This is a genomic window from Pseudomonas sp. GL_090 (genome assembly GCF_057837765.1).
On the sequence record NZ_CM174452.1, the window covers coordinates 1108093 to 1129352 of the forward strand.

Annotated in this window: 21 protein-coding genes; 18 read left to right on the forward strand and 3 right to left on the reverse strand. The window is 60.3% G+C overall.

Going from position 1 to position 21260, the window contains the following annotated elements:
• Window positions 1-35 precede the first annotated feature (35 nt).
• The 18 genes from AC3ITA_RS04890 (at window position 36) to AC3ITA_RS04975 (ending at window position 16585) form a co-directional block, all read left to right on the forward strand.
• The gene (locus tag AC3ITA_RS04890) at window positions 36-1250 is read left to right on the forward strand and encodes an IscS subfamily cysteine desulfurase (RefSeq protein ID WP_095945782.1); all 1215 of its coding nucleotides are present in this window, start codon (window positions 36-38) and stop codon (window positions 1248-1250) included.
• A 101-nt stretch (window positions 1251-1351) separates the two neighbouring features.
• Window positions 1352-1738 (forward strand): Fe-S cluster assembly scaffold IscU, encoded by a 387-nt coding sequence (iscU, locus tag AC3ITA_RS04895; RefSeq protein ID WP_056721266.1) that lies wholly within the window; start codon window positions 1352-1354, stop codon window positions 1736-1738.
• 27 nt (window positions 1739-1765) lie between these two features.
• Window positions 1766-2089 carry an iron-sulfur cluster assembly protein IscA gene (iscA, locus tag AC3ITA_RS04900; protein ID WP_003227904.1) on the forward strand — a complete coding sequence of 108 codons (324 nt, stop codon included), beginning with the start codon at window positions 1766-1768 and terminating at the stop codon, window positions 2087-2089.
• A gap of 8 nt (window positions 2090-2097) precedes the next feature.
• Window positions 2098-2619 (forward strand): co-chaperone HscB, encoded by a 522-nt coding sequence (hscB, locus tag AC3ITA_RS04905; RefSeq protein ID WP_150674281.1) that lies wholly within the window; start codon window positions 2098-2100, stop codon window positions 2617-2619.
• A gap of 51 nt (window positions 2620-2670) precedes the next feature.
• Entirely contained in the window at window positions 2671-4533 is a 1863-nt protein-coding gene (gene hscA, locus AC3ITA_RS04910) for a Fe-S protein assembly chaperone HscA (protein WP_150674280.1), read from the forward strand.
• Between the two features lie 2 nt (window positions 4534-4535).
• On the forward strand, window positions 4536-4877 hold the full coding sequence (fdx, locus tag AC3ITA_RS04915; RefSeq protein WP_020795601.1) for an ISC system 2Fe-2S type ferredoxin: 342 nt from the start codon (window positions 4536-4538) through the stop codon (window positions 4875-4877).
• Between the two features lie 14 nt (window positions 4878-4891).
• Window positions 4892-5092, forward strand: a complete 201-nt coding sequence (iscX, locus tag AC3ITA_RS04920; RefSeq protein ID WP_007973999.1) for a Fe-S cluster assembly protein IscX — start codon at window positions 4892-4894, stop codon at window positions 5090-5092.
• An 88-nt stretch (window positions 5093-5180) separates the two neighbouring features.
• Complete coding sequence (gene ndk / locus AC3ITA_RS04925) at window positions 5181-5606, forward strand: nucleoside-diphosphate kinase (protein ID WP_007903599.1); 426 nt, start codon at window positions 5181-5183, stop codon at window positions 5604-5606.
• A gap of 28 nt (window positions 5607-5634) precedes the next feature.
• A complete protein-coding gene (rlmN, locus tag AC3ITA_RS04930; protein WP_056721259.1) occupies window positions 5635-6777 on the forward strand; it encodes a dual-specificity RNA methyltransferase RlmN in 1143 nt (380 codons plus the stop codon).
• Window positions 6778-6793: 16 nt separating this feature from the next.
• On the forward strand, window positions 6794-7552 hold the full coding sequence (pilW, locus tag AC3ITA_RS04935) for a type IV pilus biogenesis/stability protein PilW (RefSeq protein ID WP_095945780.1): 759 nt from the start codon (window positions 6794-6796) through the stop codon (window positions 7550-7552).
• Window positions 7552-8562, forward strand: a complete 1011-nt coding sequence (locus AC3ITA_RS04940) for a RodZ domain-containing protein (protein ID WP_150674279.1) — start codon at window positions 7552-7554, stop codon at window positions 8560-8562. The genes pilW and AC3ITA_RS04940 overlap by 1 nt, the downstream gene beginning before the upstream one ends.
• A gap of 3 nt (window positions 8563-8565) precedes the next feature.
• On the forward strand, window positions 8566-9675 hold the full coding sequence (gene ispG, locus AC3ITA_RS04945) for a flavodoxin-dependent (E)-4-hydroxy-3-methylbut-2-enyl-diphosphate synthase (RefSeq protein ID WP_003185136.1): 1110 nt from the start codon (window positions 8566-8568) through the stop codon (window positions 9673-9675).
• Window positions 9676-9712: 37 nt separating this feature from the next.
• Complete coding sequence (gene hisS, locus AC3ITA_RS04950) at window positions 9713-11002, forward strand: histidine--tRNA ligase (protein ID WP_046040930.1); 1290 nt, start codon at window positions 9713-9715, stop codon at window positions 11000-11002.
• Window positions 11003-11043: 41 nt separating this feature from the next.
• A complete protein-coding gene (locus AC3ITA_RS04955) occupies window positions 11044-11685 on the forward strand; it encodes a YfgM family protein (RefSeq protein WP_095945778.1) in 642 nt (213 codons plus the stop codon).
• On the forward strand, window positions 11678-12829 hold the full coding sequence (gene bamB, locus AC3ITA_RS04960; protein ID WP_150674278.1) for an outer membrane protein assembly factor BamB: 1152 nt from the start codon (window positions 11678-11680) through the stop codon (window positions 12827-12829). The genes AC3ITA_RS04955 and bamB overlap by 8 nt, the downstream gene beginning before the upstream one ends.
• Before the next feature lie 236 nt (window positions 12830-13065).
• On the forward strand, window positions 13066-14535 hold the full coding sequence (der, locus tag AC3ITA_RS04965) for a ribosome biogenesis GTPase Der (protein ID WP_046040936.1): 1470 nt from the start codon (window positions 13066-13068) through the stop codon (window positions 14533-14535).
• A gap of 122 nt (window positions 14536-14657) precedes the next feature.
• Entirely contained in the window at window positions 14658-15806 is a 1149-nt protein-coding gene (locus AC3ITA_RS04970) for a pyridoxal phosphate-dependent aminotransferase (protein ID WP_095945776.1), read from the forward strand.
• Window positions 15794-16585 carry an amidohydrolase gene (locus AC3ITA_RS04975; RefSeq protein WP_489279643.1) on the forward strand — a complete coding sequence of 264 codons (792 nt, stop codon included), beginning with the start codon at window positions 15794-15796 and terminating at the stop codon, window positions 16583-16585. The genes AC3ITA_RS04970 and AC3ITA_RS04975 overlap by 13 nt, the downstream gene beginning before the upstream one ends.
• A 178-nt stretch (window positions 16586-16763) precedes the next feature.
• Here AC3ITA_RS04975 and leuA read toward each other — a convergent pair whose 3' ends face one another.
• From leuA to xseA, 3 genes are all read right to left on the reverse strand, one after another.
• Window positions 16764-18443: a 2-isopropylmalate synthase gene (leuA, locus tag AC3ITA_RS04980; protein WP_095945774.1), complete on the reverse strand. Its 1680-nt coding sequence runs from the start codon at window positions 18441-18443 to the stop codon at window positions 16764-16766.
• Between the two features lie 465 nt (window positions 18444-18908).
• Window positions 18909-19730, reverse strand: coding sequence for a peptidoglycan DD-metalloendopeptidase family protein (locus tag AC3ITA_RS04985; protein WP_489279644.1), 822 nt, complete (start codon window positions 19728-19730; stop codon window positions 18909-18911).
• Window positions 19731-19733: 3 nt separating this feature from the next.
• Window positions 19734-21113, reverse strand: a complete 1380-nt coding sequence (xseA, locus tag AC3ITA_RS04990) for an exodeoxyribonuclease VII large subunit (RefSeq protein ID WP_008053235.1) — start codon at window positions 21111-21113, stop codon at window positions 19734-19736.
• Window positions 21114-21260 lie beyond the last annotated feature (147 nt).

Sequence of the window (21260 nt, forward strand, 5' to 3'; positions counted from 1 at the left end):
CGGCACGCCAGCCAGCCTGATTTAGGAGATAGTCCATGAAATTGCCGATTTACCTTGATTACTCTGCGACCACCCCGGTTGATCCGCGTGTTGCGCAAAAAATGAGTGAATGCCTGCTGGTCGACGGAAACTTCGGTAACCCGGCGTCCCGTTCCCACGTGTTCGGCTGGAAAGCCGAAGAGTCCGTCGAAAACGCCCGTCGTCAGGTCGCTGACCTGGTCAACGCCGACCCGCGTGAAATCGTCTGGACCTCCGGTGCCACCGAATCCGACAACCTGGCAATCAAGGGTGCGGCGCATTTCTATGCCACCAAGGGCAAGCACCTGATCACCACCAAGATCGAGCACAAGGCTGTCCTGGACACCATGCGCCAGCTGGAGCGTGAAGGTTTCGAAGTGACCTACATCGAGCCTCGTACCGATGGCCTGGTGACCCCTGAGATGATCGAAGCCGAACTGCGCGACGACACCATCCTGGTTTCGGTCATGCACGTGAACAACGAAATCGGCACCATCAACGACATCGCGGCGATCGGCGAACTGCTCCGTTCCAAGGGCATCCTGTTCCACGTCGACGCCGCTCAGTCCACCGGTAAGGTCGAGATCGACCTTTCGAAGCTGAAAGTCGACATGATGTCGTTCTCCGCCCACAAGACCTACGGTCCTAAAGGCATCGGCGCCCTGTACGTCAGCCGCAAGCCGCGCGTACGTATCGAGGCGACCATGCATGGTGGCGGCCACGAGCGCGGCATGCGTTCCGGCACCCTGGCGACCCACCAGATCGTCGGCATGGGTGAAGCTTTCCGCGTAGCCAAGGAAGACATGGCTGCCGAGAACGCGCGCATCAAGGCGTTGAGCGACCGCTTCTACAAGCAGGTCGAACACCTGGAAGAGCTGTACGTCAACGGCAGCATGACCGCCCGCGTTCCGCACAACCTGAACCTGAGCTTCAACTACGTTGAAGGCGAGTCGCTGATCATGGCGCTCAAGGATCTGGCGGTGTCGTCCGGTTCGGCCTGCACCTCGGCGTCCCTTGAGCCTTCGTACGTACTGCGCGCCCTGGGCCGCAACGACGAACTGGCGCACAGCTCGATCCGTTTCACCTTCGGCCGTTTCACCACCGAAGAAGAAATCGACTACGCCGCGCAGAAAGTCTGCGAGGCCGTTACCAAGCTGCGCGCTTTGTCGCCGCTGTGGGACATGTACAAAGACGGCGTCGATATCTCGAAGATCGAGTGGGCGGCACACTAAACAAAGAAGCCGCCGGATACAGGTCCTGTAGCAGCGCGGCGGTAAACGCAGCGTAACTACAGGGTCTCAAGAGCGGCCCTGATGAGTGAGGATTGAGAATCATGGCTTACAGCGAAAAGGTCATCGACCACTACGAAAACCCGCGCAACGTCGGCAAGATGGACGCGCAAGATCCTGATGTCGGCACCGGCATGGTCGGCGCTCCGGCGTGCGGCGACGTGATGCGCCTGCAGATCAAGGTCAACGACGCCGGCATCATCGAAGATGCCAAGTTCAAGACTTACGGCTGCGGCTCGGCTATCGCTTCCAGCTCCCTCGCCACCGAGTGGATGAAGGGCAAGACCCTGGACGAAGCGGAAACCATCAAGAACACCCAGCTGGCTGAAGAACTGGCCCTGCCGCCAGTGAAAATTCACTGCTCGGTACTCGCTGAAGACGCCATCAAGGCGGCTGTTCGCGATTACAAGCAGAAGAAAGGCTTGATCTGATTTTTGGCGACGAGTAAGGAGTCACCGATGGCTATCAGCATGACAGAAGCGGCTGCTCGACACGTGCGGCGCTCCCTCGACGGGCGCGGCAAAGGTGAAGGGATTCGTCTGGGTGTTCGCACCACAGGCTGTTCCGGCCTTGCCTACGTGCTGGAGTTTGTCGACGAGGTGGTTGCAGAGGACCAGGTGTTCGAAAGTCACGGCGAAAAAGTGATCATCGACCCGAAAAGCCTGGCCTACCTGGACGGCACCGAGCTCGATTTCGTCAAGGAAGGGTTGAACGAAGGCTTCAAGTTCAACAACCCCAACGTACGCGGTGAATGTGGCTGCGGCGAAAGCTTCAACATCTGAGGCTTGTCGTGGGTACTCCTTGTCATTTCGCTTTATTTGAGCTGCAGCCGAGTTTCGATCTGGACCTCGATCAGCTGGCTACGCGCTACCGTGAGTTGGCGCGCAGTGTTCATCCGGACCGCTTTGCCGACGCTTCCGAGCGTGAGCAGCGCTTGGCGCTGGAGCAATCGGCGAGCCTCAACGAGGCCTACCAGACGCTCAAGAGTCCGCCCAAGCGCGCGCGTTACCTGCTCGCCCTGAATGGTGGCGAGCTGCCGCTGGAGGTCACGGTGCATGATCCGGAGTTCCTTCTGCAGCAGATGGAGTTGCGTGAAGAGCTCGAAGACCTGCAGGACAGCGCCGACCTCAATGGCGTTGCCGTCTTCAAGCGTCGCCTGAAGGCAGCCCAGGATGAACTGAACCAAAGCTTCGCAGCTTGCTGGAACGATGCCGCGCAACGTGAACGGGCCGAACGCCTGATGCGGCGCATGCAGTTCCTCGACAAGCTCACCTACGAAGTGCGCCAGTTAGAAGAGCGCCTCGACGATTAACCCAGTGCCGCTCCGGTCGCACGCCTGATATACAGATAAGTCCTGATAACGATGGCCCTACTGCAGATCGCCGAACCCGGCCAAAGTCCTCAACCGCACCAGCGTCGTCTGGCTGTGGGGATCGACTTGGGCACTACCAATTCGCTGGTCGCTGCATTGCGCAGTGGTCTTTCCGAGCCGCTTGCCGACGCAGAAGGGCGGGTCATCCTGCCGTCTGCCGTGCGCTACCACGCCGATCGCGTCGAGGTTGGCGAATCCGCCAGGCTGGCCGCCGCCACCGATCCGTTGAACACCGTGCTGTCGGTCAAGCGCTTGATGGGGCGTGGTCTGTCCGACGTCAAACAGCTGGGTGATCAGTTGCCGTACCGCTTTGTCGGTGGCGAGTCGCACATGCCGTTCATCGAGACGATCCAGGGCCCGAAAAGCCCGGTGGAAGTGTCCGCCGACATCCTCAAGGTCCTGCGCCAGCGCGCTGAAGCGACTCTGGGTGGTGAATTGGTGGGTGCGGTCATCACCGTTCCGGCCTATTTCGACGACGCCCAGCGTCAAGCCACCAAGGACGCGGCCAAGCTGGCCGGTCTGAACGTGCTGCGCTTGCTCAATGAGCCGACCGCTGCAGCCGTGGCTTACGGCCTGGACCAGCACGCCGAAGGCCTGGTCGCGATCTACGACCTGGGCGGCGGTACCTTCGATATTTCGATTCTGCGCCTGACCGGCGGTGTCTTCGAGGTTTTGGCTACCGGTGGCGACAGCGCCCTGGGTGGTGATGACTTCGACCACGCAATCGCTGGCTGGATCATCGAGAGCGCCGGCCTGTCCGCCGATCTCGATCCGGGCGCGCAACGCAATTTGCTGCAAACCGCCTGTGCGGCCAAGGAAGCCCTGACCAATGCGGCGGCCGTTGAAGTGGCCCATGGCGACTGGAAAGCCGAGCTGACCCGCGAAGCCTTCAATGCGCTGATCGAGCCGATGGTCGCTCGCAGCCTGAAAGCCTGCCGCCGCGCCGTTCGCGACTCCGGTATCGAACTGGACGACGTGCATGCCGTGGTCATGGTCGGTGGTTCGACTCGTGTGCCTCGCGTTCGCGAAGCCGTTGCCGAAGCCTTCGGTCGCCAGCCGCTGACTGAAATCGACCCGGATCAAGTGGTCGCCATCGGTGCTGCAATCCAGGCCGATACCCTGGCCGGCAACAAGCGCGACGGCGACGAACTGCTGCTGCTCGACGTGATTCCGCTGTCCCTGGGGCTGGAAACCATGGGCGGCCTGATGGAGAAGGTGATTCCGCGCAACACCACCATCCCCGTTGCCCGCGCCCAGGACTTCACCACTTACAAAGACGGCCAGTCGGCCATGGCCATCCACGTATTGCAGGGCGAGCGCGAGCTGATCAGCGATTGCCGCTCCCTGGCGCGCTTCGAGCTGCGCGGCATTCCGGCGATGGTGGCTGGCGCGGCGAAGATTCGCGTGACCTTCCAGGTCGATGCCGATGGTCTGCTGAGCGTTTCCGCCCGGGAACTGGGTTCGGGCGTTGAGGCGAGCATTCAGGTCAAGCCGTCCTATGGCCTGACCGACGGCGAAATCGCCAAAATGCTCAAGGATTCGTTCCAACACGCCAATGACGACAAGGTTGCCCGTGTATTGCGTGAGCAGCAGGTCGACGCCCAGCGCCTGATCGAGGCGGTGCAGGCTGCTCTGGAGGCCGATGGCGAGCGCTTGCTCGACGCCGAAGAGCGCCTGGTCATCGACATGCAGGTGCAGGAACTGACCGAACTGATGAAAGGTACCGATGGTTACGCCATCGAGCAGCAGACCAAGCGTCTGTCGCAAGTGACCGACGCCTTTGCTGCCCGCCGCCTGGACTCGACGGTGAAAGCCGCGCTGGCGGGGCGCAACCTGAATGAGATTGAGGAATAACGATGCCGCAGGTCATTTTTCTGCCACACGAGAAGTTTTGCCCCGAAGGCATGGTTGTTGAGGCTGAGCCGGGGATTTCCATCCTCGAGCTGGCCCACGAGCACCACATCGAGATGGAAAGCGCCTGTGGCGGCGTCTGCGCCTGCACTACCTGCCACTGCATCATTCGCGAGGGTTTCGACTCGCTGGAAGAGGCTGACGAGCTGGAAGAGGACTACCTTGACAAGGCTTGGGGTCTTGAACGCGAGTCTCGTCTGGGGTGCCAGGCCAAGGTCGGCACCGAAGACCTGACCGTCGAGATTCCGAAGTACTCGCTCAACCACGCAGCCGAAGCACCGCACTGATTCAAGGAATTGTCATGAAACTCAAGTGGACTGATGTGCTGGAGATCGCGATCCAGCTGGCTGAAAGCAAGCCCGACGTGGACCCTATGTCGGTCAACTTCGTCGATCTGCGTAAATGGGTGATGGAACTACCCGATTTCGACGACATGCCTGAGCATTGTGGCGAAAAGATCCTGGAGGCCATTCAGGCCCACTGGATCGAAGAACGCGACTGAGCCACGCCGCAGGTTAGGCAATACCCGAGAACCCGCGTATAATTCGCGGGTTTAATTTTTCGTAAATTACCGTTTCTGGAGTTACACCATGGCTGTTCAACGTACTTTCTCCATCATCAAGCCTGACGCCGTTGCTAAAAACGTGATCGGCGAGATCACCACTCGTTTCGAAAAAGCTGGCCTGCGCGTTGTAGCTTCGAAACTGAAGCAACTGTCCAAAGCCGAAGCTGAAGGCTTCTACGCTGAGCACAGCGCTCGTGGTTTCTTCAACGACCTGGTTGCTTTCATGATCTCCGGTCCGGTTGTCGTTCAGGTTCTGGAAGGCGAAAACGCTATCGCTCTGAACCGTGAGCTGATGGGCGCTACCAACCCTAAAGAAGCTGCTGCCGGCACCATCCGTGCTGACTTCGCTGACTCCATCGACGCCAACGCTGTACACGGTTCGGACTCCGAAGCCGCTGCCGCTCGCGAAATCTCGTACTTCTTCGCAGCTACTGAAGTAACCACTCGCTAAGCATTGGCTTAAGAGTGAAGGTGAATCCATGACTACATCGACTGTAAAAACTAACCTGCTGGGTCTGACTCAGCTGGAAATGGAAAAATTCTTCGACTCAATCGGGGAGAAGCGTTTCCGTGCCGGTCAGGTAATGAAATGGATTCACCACTTTGGTGTCGATGATTTCGATGCCATGACGAACGTCAGCAAGGCCTTGCGCGAAAAGCTCAAGACTGTTGCCGAGGTCCGTGGTCCGGAAGTGGTCAGCGAGGACATCTCCAGCGACGGCACCCGCAAGTGGGTGGTGCGCGTGGCGTCCGGCAGCTGCGTCGAGACCGTGTACATTCCCCAGGGCAAACGCGGCACCTTGTGCGTTTCGTCCCAGGCAGGCTGTGCCCTGGATTGCAGTTTCTGCTCCACCGGCAAGCAAGGCTTCAATAGCAACCTCACCGCCGCCGAAGTCATCGGCCAGGTGTGGATTGCCAACAAATCCTTTGGCAGCGTCCCGGCAACCGTCGACCGTGCCATCACCAACGTGGTGATGATGGGCATGGGTGAGCCGCTGCTGAACTTCGACAACGTCGTCGCGGCCATGCATCTGATGATGGACGACCTGGGCTACGGCATTTCCAAACGCCGCGTGACCCTGTCGACCTCCGGCGTGGTGCCGATGATCGATGAGCTGTCCAAGCACATTGACGTCTCCCTGGCGTTGTCCCTGCACGCACCGAATGACGCATTGCGTAACCAATTGGTGCCGATCAACAAGAAGTATCCGCTTAAGATGCTGCTCGAGTCGTGCCAGCGCTATATGTCGAATCTCGGCGAAAAGCGCGTGCTGACCATCGAATACACCTTGCTCAAAGACATCAATGACAAGGTCGAGCACGCGGTGGAAATGATCGAGCTGCTGAAGAATATTCCGTGCAAGATCAACCTGATCCCGTTCAACCCGTTCCCGCACTCCGGTTACGAGCGCCCGAGCAATAATGCGATTCGTCGCTTTCAGGATCAGCTTCACCATGCAGGTTTCAATGTCACCGTCCGTACCACCCGTGGTGAAGACATCGACGCCGCATGTGGTCAACTGGTAGGGCAGGTGCTGGATCGCACCCGTCGCAGCGAACGTTATATCGCCGTGCGTGAACTGAACGCCGAAAACGATGTAGCGCAAGACGCCGCGAAATAACCAAGAGAGGATCTCTATGTCCCTGCGCTTTGCGCTGCTTTTGCTGTTGGCCAGCCTGTGTGCTGGCTGCGTGCTTTCGGGCGATTACAACCCGATGAAGACCAGCAAGGGCCGTGATGAAGCGCGTGAGGCGTACGTGCAACTCGGTATCGGGTATTTGCAACAAGGCATGACCGAGCGTGCCAAGGTCCCACTGAAGAAAGCGTTGGAGCTCGATAGCTCCGATCCTGATGCCAACGCGGCGCTGGGGCTGGTGTTCCAGGCCGAGATGGAACCGGAGCTTGCCGACGAGCATTTTCGCAAGGCACTGTCTTCCCGTCCCGCCGATGCACGGATCCTCAATAACTACGGCAGTTTTTTGTTCGAGCAGAAGCGTTACAGCGAAGCCTACGAGCGCTTTGAACAAGCCGCTGCCGATACCCTGTATCCTGAGCGTTCGCGGGTGTTCGAGAACCTGGGCATGACCGCTGCAATGCTCGGTCAGCGGGATCTGGCCCAACAGCAACTGGAAAAAGCCCTGCGCCTGAACCACCAACAACCACGTGCATTGCTGGAAATGGCTGAGTTGTCTTACGAAGACAGGCATTATGTGCCCGCGCGTGACTATTACGACCGTTTTAGCCAGCTCTCCGAGCAAAATGCACGTAGTCTATTGCTCGGCGTTCGGCTGGCAAAAGTGTTCGAAGACCGCGACAAGGCCGCAAGCAAAGGCCTGCAACTAAAAAGACTCTATCCCGGTACGCCGGAATATCAGCAATACCTGTCGGAGCAATGATGAAAGCGGCGCATCCCGAAGTTGTAGCAGCGAATCGCGTAAACCCCGGTGAGACCTTGCGCCAGGCCCGCGAAAGCAATGGCTGGTCGCTGGCCGAAGTGGCCCTCAAGCTCAACCTCACCACCACTTCCCTGAGCAATCTGGAAGCCGGCGCCTTCGACAAGCTGCCCGGGCATACCTTTGCCCGCGGTTACATTCGTGCCTATGCCAAATTGCTCGGCATGGACCAGGCCGTTCTGGTCCGGCAATTCGATCAATCCACCGGTACCGATTCCCAGGGCAGCAATGTTCACAGCCTGGGTCGTATTGAAGAGCCGGTGCGGGTTTCACACACCATTTTGCGAATCGTCAGCCTGCTGTTGCTGGTCGCGGTGATCGGTGGCGGTTTCGTCTGGTGGCAGGATCAGACCTCGATGCGCACCAAGGACCTGATCGGTCTGGCACCCGAGCACGTAGAAGTCGAAGGCGCCGACGGTACGACTCAGATTCACCCGCTGGACGAGCCGGAAGACCAGGCCGTCGCGGAAGGTCAATCCGAAGGCGGAACCGCCCTCGCGCTGCCACAGGCTGATGCTCCGGCTGAAGCACCAGAACCGGCTCAAGCGACTGCGCCAGCCGCTCCGGCAGCGCCGACCACGCCAGCCGCGCCTGTTGTCGCAGCGCCGGTGACCCCGGTAACTCCGGCTCCGGCAGCTCCAGTCGTTCCGGCCCCGGTGGCGACTACACCGATAGCCCCTGTTGCTCCAGCGCCAGCCGCGTCGGTGGCCGGTCAAGGCCAGGTTCAGGTGCAGTTCACCTCCGATTGCTGGACACAAGTGACCGACGGTAGCGGCAAGGTGCTGTTCAGCGGTCTCAAACGCAAAGGCGACAGCCTGGCAGTCAATGGCAAACCACCGTTTGCCGTGCGTCTGGGCTTTGCCCGCGGCGCTCAGGTCAGCTACAACGGCCAGCCGGTCGATGTCGCTCCGTTCACCAGTGGCGAGACTGCTCGCCTGAAGTTGGGTCAATAAGTCATGCACGGCGAATCTCCAATCAAACGTCGCGAATCCCGCAAGATCTGGGTCGGTAACGTGCCTGTTGGCGGCGATGCGCCTATCGCTGTGCAGAGCATGACCAACAGCGACACCAACGATGTCGCGGCCACGGTCGCGCAAATCAATCGCCTGGAAGCGGCCGGCGTCGATATCGTGCGGGTTTCCGTACCGGACATGGACGCCGCCGAAGCTTTCGGCAAGATCAAGCAGCTGGTCAAAGTACCCTTGGTTGCCGACATTCACTTCGACTACCGGATCGCTTTGCGCGTAGCCGAACTGGGTGTCGATTGCCTGCGGATCAACCCGGGCAACATCGGTCGCGAAGACCGTGTGCGTGCGGTGGTGGATGCCGCCCGTGACCGCGGGATCCCGATCCGTATCGGCGTCAATGCCGGTTCCCTGGAAAAAGACCTGCAAAAGAAATACGGCGAGCCGACCCCGGCTGCGCTGGTCGAGTCTGCCTTGCGCCACGTCGAACACCTTGAACGCCTGAACTTCCAGGACTTCAAGGTCAGCGTGAAGGCCTCCGACGTGTTCATGGCCGTCGAAGCCTACCGCTTGCTGGCCAAGGAAATCGTCCAGCCACTGCACCTGGGCATCACCGAAGCCGGTGGTTTGCGTTCCGGCACGGTGAAATCTGCCGTGGGCCTCGGTATGCTGCTCGCCGAAGGGATTGGCGATACTATCCGCATCTCGTTGGCGGCCGACCCGGTCGAGGAAGTGAAAGTCGGCTACGACATTCTCAAATCCCTGCACCTGCGTTCCCGTGGCATCAACTTCATCGCCTGCCCGAGTTGCTCGCGGCAGAACTTCGATGTGGTCAAGACCATGAATGAGCTGGAGGGGCGCCTCGAGGATTTGCTGGTGCCGTTGGATGTTGCGGTCATCGGTTGTGTGGTCAACGGCCCGGGTGAAGCCAAGGAAGCTCATATCGGCTTGACCGGCGGCACGCCGAACCTGATTTACATCGACGGCAAGCCGTCGCAGAAGCTGACGAATGACAATCTGGTGGATGAGCTTGAACGCTTGATCCGCCAGAAAGCGGCCGAAAAGGTCGAAGCTGACGCTGCCGTTATCGCGCGCGGCTGAACCTGACTGTAGAGCCGAACGAATTTAAGGATTTAAAGTGAGCAAGTCATTGCAAGCCATTCGTGGCATGAACGACATCCTGCCCGAACAGACTCCCCTGTGGCGTCATTTCGAAGGCACCGTTTCGCGCCTGCTGGATAACTATGGTTACAAGCAGATCCGCATGCCGATCGTCGAGTTCACCGAACTGTTCAAGCGTTCCATCGGTGAAGTGACCGACATCGTCGAAAAAGAGATGTACACCTTCGACGACCGCAACGGCGACTCCCTGACCCTGCGCCCTGAAGGCACGGCGGCCTGTGTGCGCGCGGTACTGGAACACGGCATCACCGGCGGCGGCCAGGTTCAGAAACTCTGGTACATCGGCCCGATGTTTCGCCACGAGCGTCCGCAGAAAGGCCGTTATCGCCAGTTTCACCAGATCGGTGTGGAGGTGTTCAACCTCGACGGTCCGGACATCGACGCCGAGCTGATCGTGCTGACCTGGCGCCTGTGGGGCGAACTGGGCATCCGCGATGCGGTCAAGCTCGAACTGAACAGCCTGGGTACCAGCGAGTCCCGTGGCCGTTATCGTGAAGCGTTGGTCGAGTTCCTGTCGCAACACCTGGACAAGCTGGACGAAGACAGCCAGCGCCGCCTGAAGACCAACCCGTTGCGCGTCCTGGACACCAAGAACGCCGAGACGCAGGCAATTCTGGTCGATGCGCCGAAAATGGCCGACTACCTCGACGAAGAATCCCGCGTGCATTTCGAGGGCCTCAAGGCTCGCCTGGACGCCGCCGGCATTCCTTACGTGATCAACCCGAAGCTGGTTCGCGGGCTGGATTACTACAGCAAGACCGTTTTCGAATGGGTCACCGACAAGCTCGGCGCCCAGGGCACCGTGTGTGCCGGTGGTCGTTACGACGGTCTGGTGGAGCAGATGGGCGGCAAGCCGACCGCCGGCGTTGGCTTTGCCATGGGCATCGAACGCCTGGTCCTGCTGCTGGAAACCCTGGAGCAGATTCCGCAAGAGATCTCCCGTCAGGTCGACGTCTACCTCTGCGCCTTCGGTGAAGCCGCCGAACTGGCTGGCCTGACCCTGGCGGAGCGCGTTCGTGACCAGTTGCCCAACCTGCGCCTGCAAGTGAATGCCGGCGCCGGCAGTTTCAAAAGCCAGTTCAAGAAGGCCGACAAGAGCGGTGCGCTGTACGCGCTGATCCTCGGTGACGACGAAATGGCCCAGCAAGTGGTAGGTTTCAAACCCCTGCGTGGCCAGGGCGAACAACAAAGCATTGCCTGGGATGCGCTTGCTGCACACCTGGCCACCTGCGTCGTGCAGGGTTGAAGCTGTCTAAACAGCCGAATTAGCGATTAAGGAGTATTGGGGTGTCGAGTACCGAAGACGAACATTTGATGGAGCTGAAGGAATGGTGGTCACGCAACGGTAAGCCCCTGGTCACTGGTGGCCTGTTGGCGCTGGTCATCGTGTTCGGCTGGCAGGCGTTCCAGAAGTATCAGAGCAATCAGTCGCAAGGCGCCTCGATTCTCTATCAGCAATTGCTCGAAACCACGCTGACGCCTGACGGCAAGCCTGATGCGGCCCGTGTTTCGGACCTGGCCGGCAAGCTCAACAGCGAGTTCGGCGGCAGCGCCTATGCGCAGTACGGCAGCCTGTTCGTGGCCAAGGTGGCGGTCGACAGCGGCAAGCTGGACGACGCGGCCAGCGAGCTCAAAGCTATTGTTGCCAAACCGGCCAACCCGGCGCTGGGCGAAATCGCCCGTCAGCGTCTGGCTCAGGTGCTCGGTGCGCAGAACAAGGCCGACGAAGCACTGAAGCTGCTCGAAGGCGATGCCGACAAGGCATTCCTGGCCACTCGCGAAGAACTCAAGGGCGACCTGCTGGTGCAGTTGGGTCGTACCGACGAGGCGAGCGCGGCGTATCAAAAAGCCAAGGCGGCACTGTCGGATGAAGCGGCGGTCGGTGGCCTGCAAATCAAGCTGGACGACCTGGCCAAAGGGGATGCGTGACGTGATTCGTTGGAAACATGCAGCATTGCTGGCTCTGGCCTTGTTGGCCGCGGGTTGCAGCAGCAACAGCAAAAAAGAACTGCCTCCGGCCGAGTTGACCGACTTCAAAGAAGAAGTGGTTCTGCACAAGCAATGGAGTCGTTCGATCGGTGACGGTCAGGGCGAAACCTACAACATGCTGGTTCCGGCCATCGATGGCGATACCATCTATGCCGCCGACGTCTCTGGCGTGTTGATGGCGATGGACCGCAACACTGGCGACGTCAAATGGAAGAAAGACCTCGAACTGCCTGTCTCCGGCGCCGTTGGTGTCGGTTACGGTCTGGTCACCATTGGTACGATCAAGGGTGAAATCGTTGCCCTGGACGCGATCAACGGTGAAGAAAAGTGGCGCGCTCGCGTGTCCAGCGAAGTACTGGCGCCGCCAGCCAACAACGGCGACGTCGTGGTGGTTCAGACCCAGGACGATCGTCTGATCGGTCTGGATGCCTCCACCGGTGACCGTCGCTGGATCTATGACAGTACGCCTGCGGTACTGACCCTGCGCGGTACCAGTGCGCCGATCGTGACCAACCGTCTCGCGGTGGCTGGCCTGTCGACCGGTAAAGTGGTTGCCGTGGACATCACCAACGGCGTACCGGTGTGGGAACAGCGCGTAGCGATCCCGCAAGGTCGTTCGGAGCTGGAACGCGTGGTCGACATCGACGGTGGCTTGCTGCTGTCGGGCGAGACGCTGTATGTCGCCAGCTATCAGGGGCGCGTTGCCGCCCTGGACCTGCAAAGCGGCCGTCAGCTCTGGCAGCGTGATGCTTCCAGCTATGCCGGTGTCGCCCAGGGTTTCGGTACCGTGTACGTGAGCCTGTCTTCGGGCACCGTTGAAGGCGTCGACGAGCGTTCCACCACAGCCTTGTGGAGCAACGATTCGCTGGCCCGCCGTCAACTGTCGGCCCCGGAAGTGTTCTCCAGCTACGTTGCAGTCGGTGACCTGGAAGGTTACCTGCACCTGCTGAGTCAGGTGGACGGTCGTTTCGTCGGCCGCGAGCGCATCGACAGCGACGGCCTGCGCGCCCGTCCGCTGGTGGTGGGTGACACGATTTATGTGTATGGCAACAGTGGCAAACTGGAAGCCCTGACCATCAAGTAAGAACTATGCTTGGGGTTAACCACCCCAGGCTGCTTCACTTGTGGGTATGAATGTGGGAGCGAGCCTGCTCGCGATGGACGTCAACGATTACGTTTGCGTCCTGAATAAACGCGGTGCCCTGGCGTTTTTCGCGAGCAGGCTCGCTCCCACAGACAAGCGCGCAGTGTTGCCCCGAGCACCAGCCGCTGCCTCGCAGCGGCTTTTGTATTTTCTGAAATAACGAAGTGGAGAGCCGCATGGTTCCCGTAATCGCCCTGGTGGGCCGACCGAACGTCGGCAAGTCCACCTTGTTCAACCGCCTGACCAGGACTCGTGACGCCATCGTCGGCGACTTGTCCGGTCTGACCCGTGATCGCCAGTACGGTGAGGCCAAGTGGCAAGGGCGTTCCTACATTCTGATCGACACCGGCGGTATCTCCGGTGACGAGCACGGTATGGACGAAAAGATGGCCGAGCAGTCGCTGCTGGCCATCGAAGAAGCGGATGTCGTTCTGTTCCTGGTAGATGCCAAGGCCGGTTTCACCGCCGCCGACCAGATGATCGCCGAGCATTTGCGCAAACGTAACAAGCGTTCCTACGTGGTTGCCAACAAGGTCGACAACATCGACCCGGAAATGGCCCGCGCCGAATTCGCTCCGTTGGGCATGGGCCATGCGATTCCGATCGCCGGTGCTCACGGTCGTGGCATCACCCAGATGCTGGAAATCGCCCTGAGTGACTTCCCGAAAGACGACGACGAGCTGGAAGAAGGCGAGGAAGAAGACGTCGCCGAAGGCGAGGAAGCCAAGCGCATTCCTGGCCCAAGCGAAAAAGACGGGATCAAGATCGCGATCATCGGCCGTCCGAACGTCGGCAAGTCGACCCTGGTCAACCGCATGCTCGGGGAAGACCGGGTCATCGTCTACGACCAACCCGGCACCACCCGCGACAGTATCTACATCCCGTTCGAACGTAACGACGAGAAGTACACGCTGATCGACACCGCCGGTGTGCGCAAGCGCGGCAAGATCCACGAAGAAGTCGAAAAGTTCTCCGTGGTCAAAACCCTGCAAGCGATCAAAGACGCCAACGTGGTGATCTTTGTGATGGACGCCCGCGAAGGCGTGGTGGACCACGACCTCAACCTGCTGGGCTTTGCCCTTGAGGCCGGTCGTGCATTGGTCATCGCGATCAACAAGTGGGACGGCATGACGCCGAGCGAGCGCGACTTCGTCAAGATCGAGTTGCAGCGTCGTCTGTTCTTCGTCGAGTTTGCCGATATTCACTTTATCTCGGCACTGCACGGCACCGGTGTGGGCAACCTCTACGCCTCGGTACAGAACTCGTTCAAGTCCGCGGTTACCCGCTGGCCGACCAGCCGCCTGACCCAGATCCTGGAAGACGCGGTCAGCGAGCACCAGCCGCCGATGGTCAACAGCCGCCGGATCAAGCTGCGTTATGCCCACCTCGGTGGCGCGAACCCGCCGATCATCGTGATCCACGGTAACCAGATCGAGAAGGTGCCGAAGTCCTATGTGCGTTACCTGGAAAACACGTACCGCCGTGTGCTGAAGCTGGTCGGTACGCCGATCCGCATTGAGTTCAAGGGTGGCGAGAACCCGTACGAAGGCAACAAGAACACGCTCACCGACCGTCAGGTCAACAAGAAGCGTCGCTTGATGTCGCACCACAAGAAGGCCGACAAGAAGCGTCGCGACAAGCGCTGATTGGGGTTTTTCCTGTGGGAAGAAGAGGGCGCCAATGGCGCCCTTTTTCATGCCTGCCGTTTGGGCTATTCTCGGACTCCCCCGCGCCGCCGTAGAGCCGGGTGTAGAGCAGGGAACCACCGATGATCACCAGTAAGCTGCCGAATGTCGGCATCACTATCTTCACTCAGATGTCTCAGCTCGCGGCTCAGACCGGCGCGCTCAATCTGTCCCAGGGTTTCCCCGATTTCGATGCCCCGCAGGCCCTGTGCGATGCGGTCGGCCGGCATATCGCCAGCGGCCATAACCAGTATTCGCCAATGACCGGGCTGGCGCTGTTGCGTCAGCAGATCGCAGCGAAGATCGCCCGTAGTTATGGCGTGCAGGTGGATGTCGATAGCGAAGTGACGGTCACCCCTGGCGCGACCCAGGCGATTTTCTGTGCCATCCAGGCGGTTATCCACAGTGGCGACGAAGTCATCGTGTTTGACCCGGCGTACGACAGTTACGAACCTTCGGTGGAGCTGGCCGGCGGTCGTTGCGTGCATGTGCAGCTGGGTCTCGACGATTTCAGCATCGATTTCCAGAAGCTCGCCGATGCCTTGAGCCCGCGTACGCGGATGATCATCCTCAACACTCCGCACAACCCCAGTGGCGCATTGATCAGCCGTGCCGAACTCGACCAGTTGGCAGCCTTGATCCGCGATCGCGACATCTACGTGATCAGCGACGAAGTCTATGAACATCTGGTGTTTGATGGCGTGCCCCATGTCAGCGTGCTGAATCATGAAGAGTTGTATAAGCGCGCCTTCGTGGTCAGCTCGTTCGGCAAGACCTACCACGTCACCGGCTGGAAAACCGGCTATGTGGTAGCGCCACCGGCCCTGACGGCGGAACTGCGCAAGGTGCACCAGTACGTCAGTTTCTGCGGCGTGACCCCGCTGCAATACGCCTTGGCCGATTACATGGCCGAGCATCCCGAGCACGTCGAAGAGCTGCCGGGTTTCTATCAGGCCAAGCGTGATCTGTTCTGCGATCTGCTGGCGCCGTCGCGTTTCAGCTTCACCCGGGTGACCGGCACCTATTTCCAGTTGGTCGATTACTCGCAGATCCGTCCGGACCTCAATGACGTCGAGATGGCCCTGTGGATGACTCGCGAACATGGCGTGGCCAGCATCCCGATCTCGGTGTTCTACCAGACGCCGCCGGTCGGCCAGCGCCTGGTGCGGCTGTGCTTTGCCAAGCGTGAGGAGACCCTGCGTGAAGCAGCGGAAAAACTATGCGTGATCTGAGTGCATTGCCCAAGCTGACCGTTGCGCTGATCCAGACGTCCCTGGCCTGGCACGACCGCCAGGCCAACCTCGAGCATTTCGAGCCGTTGCTGGAGCAGGCTCGCGGCGCCGACCTGATCATTCTGCCGGAGATGTTCACCACCGGGTTCTCCATGGAATCCGAGGCCCTCGCCGAAGCGGAAAACGGCCCCGCCAGCAAATGGTTGCGGGCTCAGGCAGCAAAGCTTGATGCGGTGATCACCGGCAGCGTCATCGTTCAGGCCGCCGATGGCAGTCATCGCAATCGCCTGCTGTGGGCACGCCCGGATGGCGAGGTGCTGCACTACGACAAGCGTCACCTGTTCCGCATGGCCGGTGAGCATAATCACTACACCCCCGGCGAACGTCAGGTGCAGTTCGAGCTCAAGGGCTGGCGCGTGCGACCGCTGATTTGCTACGACCTGCGCTTCCCGGTGTGGAGCCGTGACGCCCAGGACACCGATCTGCTGCTGTACACCGCCAACTGGCCGGGTGCGCGGCGTCAGCACTGGAACCGCTTGCTGCCGGCGCGGGCGATCGAGAACCTGTGCTATGTGGCGGCAGTGAACCGCATCGGGACTGACGGCAAGGGCTTTGCCTATACCGGTGACAGCCAGGTGCTGGATTTCCAGGGTGAGACATTGCTCAGTGCGGGGGAGGCTGACGGGGTGTTCAAGGTGGTGCTGGATGCGGCGGAACTGGCGGCGTATCGGCAGCGGTTTCCGGCGAATCTGGATGCCGATACCTTCGAGTTCACCTGAAATTCGCGACGCCTGACAGGACCTCATCGCCAGCAGGCTGGCTCCCACATTGGAATGCGATCTCCTGTGGGAGCCAGCCTGCTGGCGATGGGGCCAGAACAGGCAACGCAAAACGGACAGGCAAACAAAAAGGCCCCGAGGTTCACACCCCGGGGCCTTTTGCTTTTCGGCTGACAGTTTACGCCGCTTTCGCTTCCGGCTGGCTCAGCGAACGGTTCAGTGCGCTGAACAGGGCCTTGAAGCTGGCGGTGGTGATGTTTTCGTCGATGCCGACGCCATGCACCGCACGTTCACCGTTCACACGCAGTTCAATGTAGGCCGCAGCCTTGGCATTGGTACCCGCGCCGATGGCGTGCTCGTTGTAGTCCATGATTTCCACCGGTACGGGCAGGCCGGCCACCAGCGCTTCCAGGGCGCCGTTGCCCTTGCCGCGCCAGTGCAGGTTGGTCTCGCCCTGGCCTTGGCTGGCCACTTCCACTTCAACGGCGCTGTGACCGTTTTCTTCCTGCAGGCGATGGCTGACCAGCGCGTACGGGGTGTTGGCCTGCAAGTACTCGCTGTGCAGCAGTGCGTGGATCTGCTGGGCGGTCATTTCCAGGCCCAGGCGGTCGGTTTCACGCTGCACGACCTGGCTGAACTCGATCTGCATGCGACGCGGCAGGCTGATGCCGTATTCCTGTTCCAGGAGGTAGGCGATACCGCCCTTGCCCGACTGGCTGTTGACGCGGATCACCGCCTCGTAGCTGCGGCCGATGTCGGCCGGGTCGATTGGCAGGTACGGTACTTCCCACAGTGCATCGGATTTCTGCTGGGCAAAACCCTTGCGGATCGCATCCTGGTGCGAGCCGGAGAATGCGGTGTGTACCAGGTCGCCGACGTACGGGTGACGCGGGTGCACCTGGATCTGGTTGCACTCTTCGACGACTTTGCGCACGCCGTCGATGTCGGAGAAGTCCAGCTCAGGGTTCACGCCCTGGGTGTAGAGGTTCAGGGCCACGGTCACCAGGTCGACGTTACCGGTACGCTCGCCGTTGCCGAACAGGCAGCCTTCGACGCGGTCGGCACCGGCCATCAGGCCCAGTTCGGTGGCGGCAACGCCAGTGCCACGGTCGTTGTGCGTGTGCAGGCTGATGATCACGCTGTCACGACGGTTGATGTGACGGCCGAACCATTCGATCTGGTCGGCATAGATGTTCGGGGTCGCGCATTCCACCGTGGCCGGCAGGTTGAGGATCATCTTGTGCGCGGGCGTCGGGTTCCAGACTTCGATCACCGCGTCGCAGACTTCCTTGGCGAACTCCATTTCGGTGGCGCTGAAGGTTTCTGGCGAGTACTCGAAGGTCCACTCGGTGTCCGGCTGCATGGCCGCGTATTTGACGAACAGCTTGGCGGCGTTCACGGCAATGGCCTTGACCCCGTCCTTGTCCTGGTTGAAGACAATGCGGCGGAAGGAAGGGGAGGTCGCGTTGTACAGGTGAACGATGGCTTTCTTCGCGCCGCGCAGGGATTCGAAGGTGCGCTCGATCAGGTCTTCACGGCCCTGGGTCAGCACCTGGATGGTGGTGTCGTCAGGGATGTGGTTGCCTTCGATCAGGGTGCGGACGAAGTCGAAGTCGGTTTGCGAGGCGGCCGGGAACGACGCTTCGATTTCCTTCACGCCAACCTGCACCAGGGTTTTCCAGAAACGCAGCTTCTTGACGGCGTCCATCGGTTCGATCAGCGACTGGTTGCCGTCGCGCAGGTCGGAGCTGCACCAGATCGGCGCGGCGGTGATGGTTTTCGATGGCCAGGTGCGGTCCGGAATGTCGATGGTCGGGAACGCGCGGTATTTCGAAGACGGGTCTTTGAGCATGCTCATCGGGAAATCCTTATTGTGTGGGCCGAAAAAAGGCGGCCTGCCGGTGGATCAAAAGTTCTTGGAGTACGGTTTGGGACGAGACACCACGATTCAGCCCGGCAGTCGTGCACTGACGAGGCACAGGCTGCGGTGCTGGCGGAGCTGAATGAGGGTGTGAGAGGTTTTCATGCCTTCAACCCTAACCGCGAGGGTGAAGGTTGGCAAGCAGTCGAAAAAAATTGAGAGGAATACTCGAAAGGCAAGGTTCTGCGAGATTTTATTGTGCGTAACGACACAGATTGTTTTGATGATTGCGCAGGGTTTGATTGGTGCGCAATTGAGATTTTTGTGTGCATGATCGAGTTTCGATGGCTGTGAGTCTGTCATCGCTAGCAGGCTAGCTCCCACAGGGGATTTGTATTGTGAACACGATCCAATGTGGGAGCCAGCCTGCTGGCGATGAAGGTATTCGCCTCAAAACATATCTCAAGGCTGAAACGCACCAATGAAGATAGCCGGATCGACCCGCGCATCGTTCAGGCTGATGTTCCAGTGCATGTGCGGTCCGGTCGCGCGGCCGGTCGCGCCGACTTTGCCAACCACGCCACCACGGGCCAATTGTTGACCCACCTTCACGTCGATTTTCGACATGTGGCAGAACATGCTGATAAAGCCCTGGCCATGGTCGACGAACACCGTGTTGCCATTGAAGAAGTAGTTGCCGATCAGGATCACCTTGCCGGCGGCCGGGGTTTTGATCGGTGTGCCGGCGCCCACGGCGAAGTCCAGGCCGGAGTGAGGGTTGCGCTCTTCACCGTTGAAAAAACGACGTACGCCGAACTTGCTCGACAGCGGCCCGTTCACCGGCTTGTCCAGCAGCAGGTTGCTCGGGGTATTGGGGCTGAACGTGCGGTAGGCGGTAATCTGCTCGGCCAGTTCACGCTCGATGCGTTTGAGATTCTCCGGGTCCGGATTGACCTGCTGGGTGTTCTTCAGGGTGATGCGCTGTTCCGGGTATTTCTTGTTGCCAACTGTAAAACTCAGATTACGACCGCCGCTGCTGAGCGATTGAGCCCCTGGCTTGACCGTCAGCGGCAGGCCGACGATGGCCAGCCAGTTGTTCTGTTCCTTGACCACCAGCACCGGATTGCCTTGATAAGTGGCTTTTGGCGCTTGGGCGGACGTGCCCAAGTCCACTACCGCCACGCCGCCCGGCACCGGTTTGTTCAACTGGCGGGTGATGTAGCTGTCGGCGTGGGCGTTGAAGGTCAGGAGCAGCAACAGCAACGGAGCAAAGAAACGCGGCATGGATCAATCCAGTAAAGAAAGGGTGACGGGCGTCAGGTGATTGTCTTCGACCCGCACTTGCAGTTCGCCTTCGCCCAGCTTGGCCTTCAGGCGCTGGCCGGTATGGGTTTGCGCGGCGTTGCGGATGGCGTTGCCACGCTCGTCCAGCAAAATGCTGTAACCACGGCCGAGGGTCGCCAACGGGCTGACCACATGCAGCGTCTGCATCTGGCTGTGCAACTGCAGGCGACGGTTCTTCAGTCCTTCGCGGATGGCGCGTGGCAGGCGTTCGGCCAGGCTGTCGAGGCGCTGGCGCAGCATTGCCAGTTGCCGCCCCGGATGTTGTGCGGCCAGACGGGTTTCCAGGCGGATCAAGCGTTCGCGACGGGTGTTGAGGCTGCGCTCGAACGCACGGCGCATGCGCATGTCCAGGTCATCCAGGCGTTGCGCTTGCTGGCGCAGGCGCTCGCCGGGATGACGCAGGCGCCGGGAAATGCCTTCCAGGCGCAGGCGATCGCGCATCAAGCGATCACGCATGCGCATCACCAATCGCCGGTGCAGGCTTTCGACCCGACGTACCAGATCGCTGGAGTCCGGTGCCAGCAGTTCGGCGGCAGCGGAAGGGGTGGGCGCGCGAACGTCGGCCACGAAGTCACTGATCGAAACGTCTGTTTCATGGCCGACCGCGCTGACAATAGGCGTCACGCAAGCGTCTACGGCACGGGCCACGGCTTCTTCGTTGAAGCACCAGAGGTCTTCCAGGGAACCGCCGCCCCGGGCCAGGATCAGTGCGTCGAAACCGCGGGCATCCGCCAGTTTCAACGCGCGGACAATCTGCGCAGTGGCTTCGCGGCCCTGTACGGCGGTAGGGATCAGGGTCAACTGCACCTGCGGCGCACGGCGACGGAACACGCTGATGATGTCGCGGATCACCGCCCCGGTGGGCGAACTGATGATGCCGATGCGTTGCGGGTGCGCCGGCAGCGGCACCTTGCGTTCGGCACTGAACAGGCCTTCGGCGCTGAGCTTTTCCTTGAGTGCATCGAAGGCCAGGCGCAAGGCGCCGTCGCCAGCCGGCTCCACGGTGTCGAGGATCAACTGATAATCACCGCGTCCCTCGAACAGCGAGACCTTGCCACGGACCTTGACCGCCAGGCCGTCCTTCAAGGCCTGGCGAACCCGTGCCGCGTTCTGCCGGAACAGCGCGCAACGCACCTGGGCGCCGCTGTCCTTGAGGGTGAAATACACGTGGCCGGACGCCGGGCGGGCGAGGTTGGAGATTTCGCCTTCGACCCAGATGTTGCTGAACACGTCTTCGAGCAACACCCGCGCGCGGCCGTTGAGCTGGCTGACGGTCAGGACTTCGCGGTCCAGGCCGAGTCTTGCAAAGGGATCTTTAATCATGGGGCGCAGTTTAAAGGCATTCGGTGGTCAATCTCCATGCATCCGCACAATTCCCTTGTGGGAGCGAGCCTGCTCGCGAAGAGGGAGTGTCAGGCAACATAATGTAACTGACACACCGCTTTCGCGAGCAGGCTCGCTCCTACAGGA

Coding starts and splice junctions, on each gene's coding strand:
- hscA (WP_150674280.1), top strand. CDS start 2,671: ATGGCCCTACTGCAGATCGCCGAACCCGGCCAAAGTCCTCAACCGCAC.
- AC3ITA_RS04975 (WP_489279643.1), top strand. CDS start 15,794: ATGCGTGATCTGAGTGCATTGCCCAAGCTGACCGTTGCGCTGATCCAG.
- AC3ITA_RS04970 (WP_095945776.1), top strand. CDS start 14,658: ATGATCACCAGTAAGCTGCCGAATGTCGGCATCACTATCTTCACTCAG.
- bamB (WP_150674278.1), top strand. CDS start 11,678: ATGCGTGACGTGATTCGTTGGAAACATGCAGCATTGCTGGCTCTGGCC.
- AC3ITA_RS04985 (WP_489279644.1), bottom strand. CDS start 19,730: ATGCCGCGTTTCTTTGCTCCGTTGCTGTTGCTGCTCCTGACCTTCAAC.
- AC3ITA_RS04940 (WP_150674279.1), top strand. CDS start 7,552: ATGAAAGCGGCGCATCCCGAAGTTGTAGCAGCGAATCGCGTAAACCCC.
- ndk (WP_007903599.1), top strand. CDS start 5,181: ATGGCTGTTCAACGTACTTTCTCCATCATCAAGCCTGACGCCGTTGCT.
- iscX (WP_007973999.1), top strand. CDS start 4,892: ATGAAACTCAAGTGGACTGATGTGCTGGAGATCGCGATCCAGCTGGCT.
- rlmN (WP_056721259.1), top strand. CDS start 5,635: ATGACTACATCGACTGTAAAAACTAACCTGCTGGGTCTGACTCAGCTG.
- AC3ITA_RS04890 (WP_095945782.1), top strand. CDS start 36: ATGAAATTGCCGATTTACCTTGATTACTCTGCGACCACCCCGGTTGAT.
- iscU (WP_056721266.1), top strand. CDS start 1,352: ATGGCTTACAGCGAAAAGGTCATCGACCACTACGAAAACCCGCGCAAC.
- der (WP_046040936.1), top strand. CDS start 13,066: ATGGTTCCCGTAATCGCCCTGGTGGGCCGACCGAACGTCGGCAAGTCC.
- xseA (WP_008053235.1), bottom strand. CDS start 21,113: ATGATTAAAGATCCCTTTGCAAGACTCGGCCTGGACCGCGAAGTCCTG.
- leuA (WP_095945774.1), bottom strand. CDS start 18,443: ATGAGCATGCTCAAAGACCCGTCTTCGAAATACCGCGCGTTCCCGACC.
- pilW (WP_095945780.1), top strand. CDS start 6,794: ATGTCCCTGCGCTTTGCGCTGCTTTTGCTGTTGGCCAGCCTGTGTGCT.
- fdx (WP_020795601.1), top strand. CDS start 4,536: ATGCCGCAGGTCATTTTTCTGCCACACGAGAAGTTTTGCCCCGAAGGC.
- ispG (WP_003185136.1), top strand. CDS start 8,566: ATGCACGGCGAATCTCCAATCAAACGTCGCGAATCCCGCAAGATCTGG.
- iscA (WP_003227904.1), top strand. CDS start 1,766: ATGGCTATCAGCATGACAGAAGCGGCTGCTCGACACGTGCGGCGCTCC.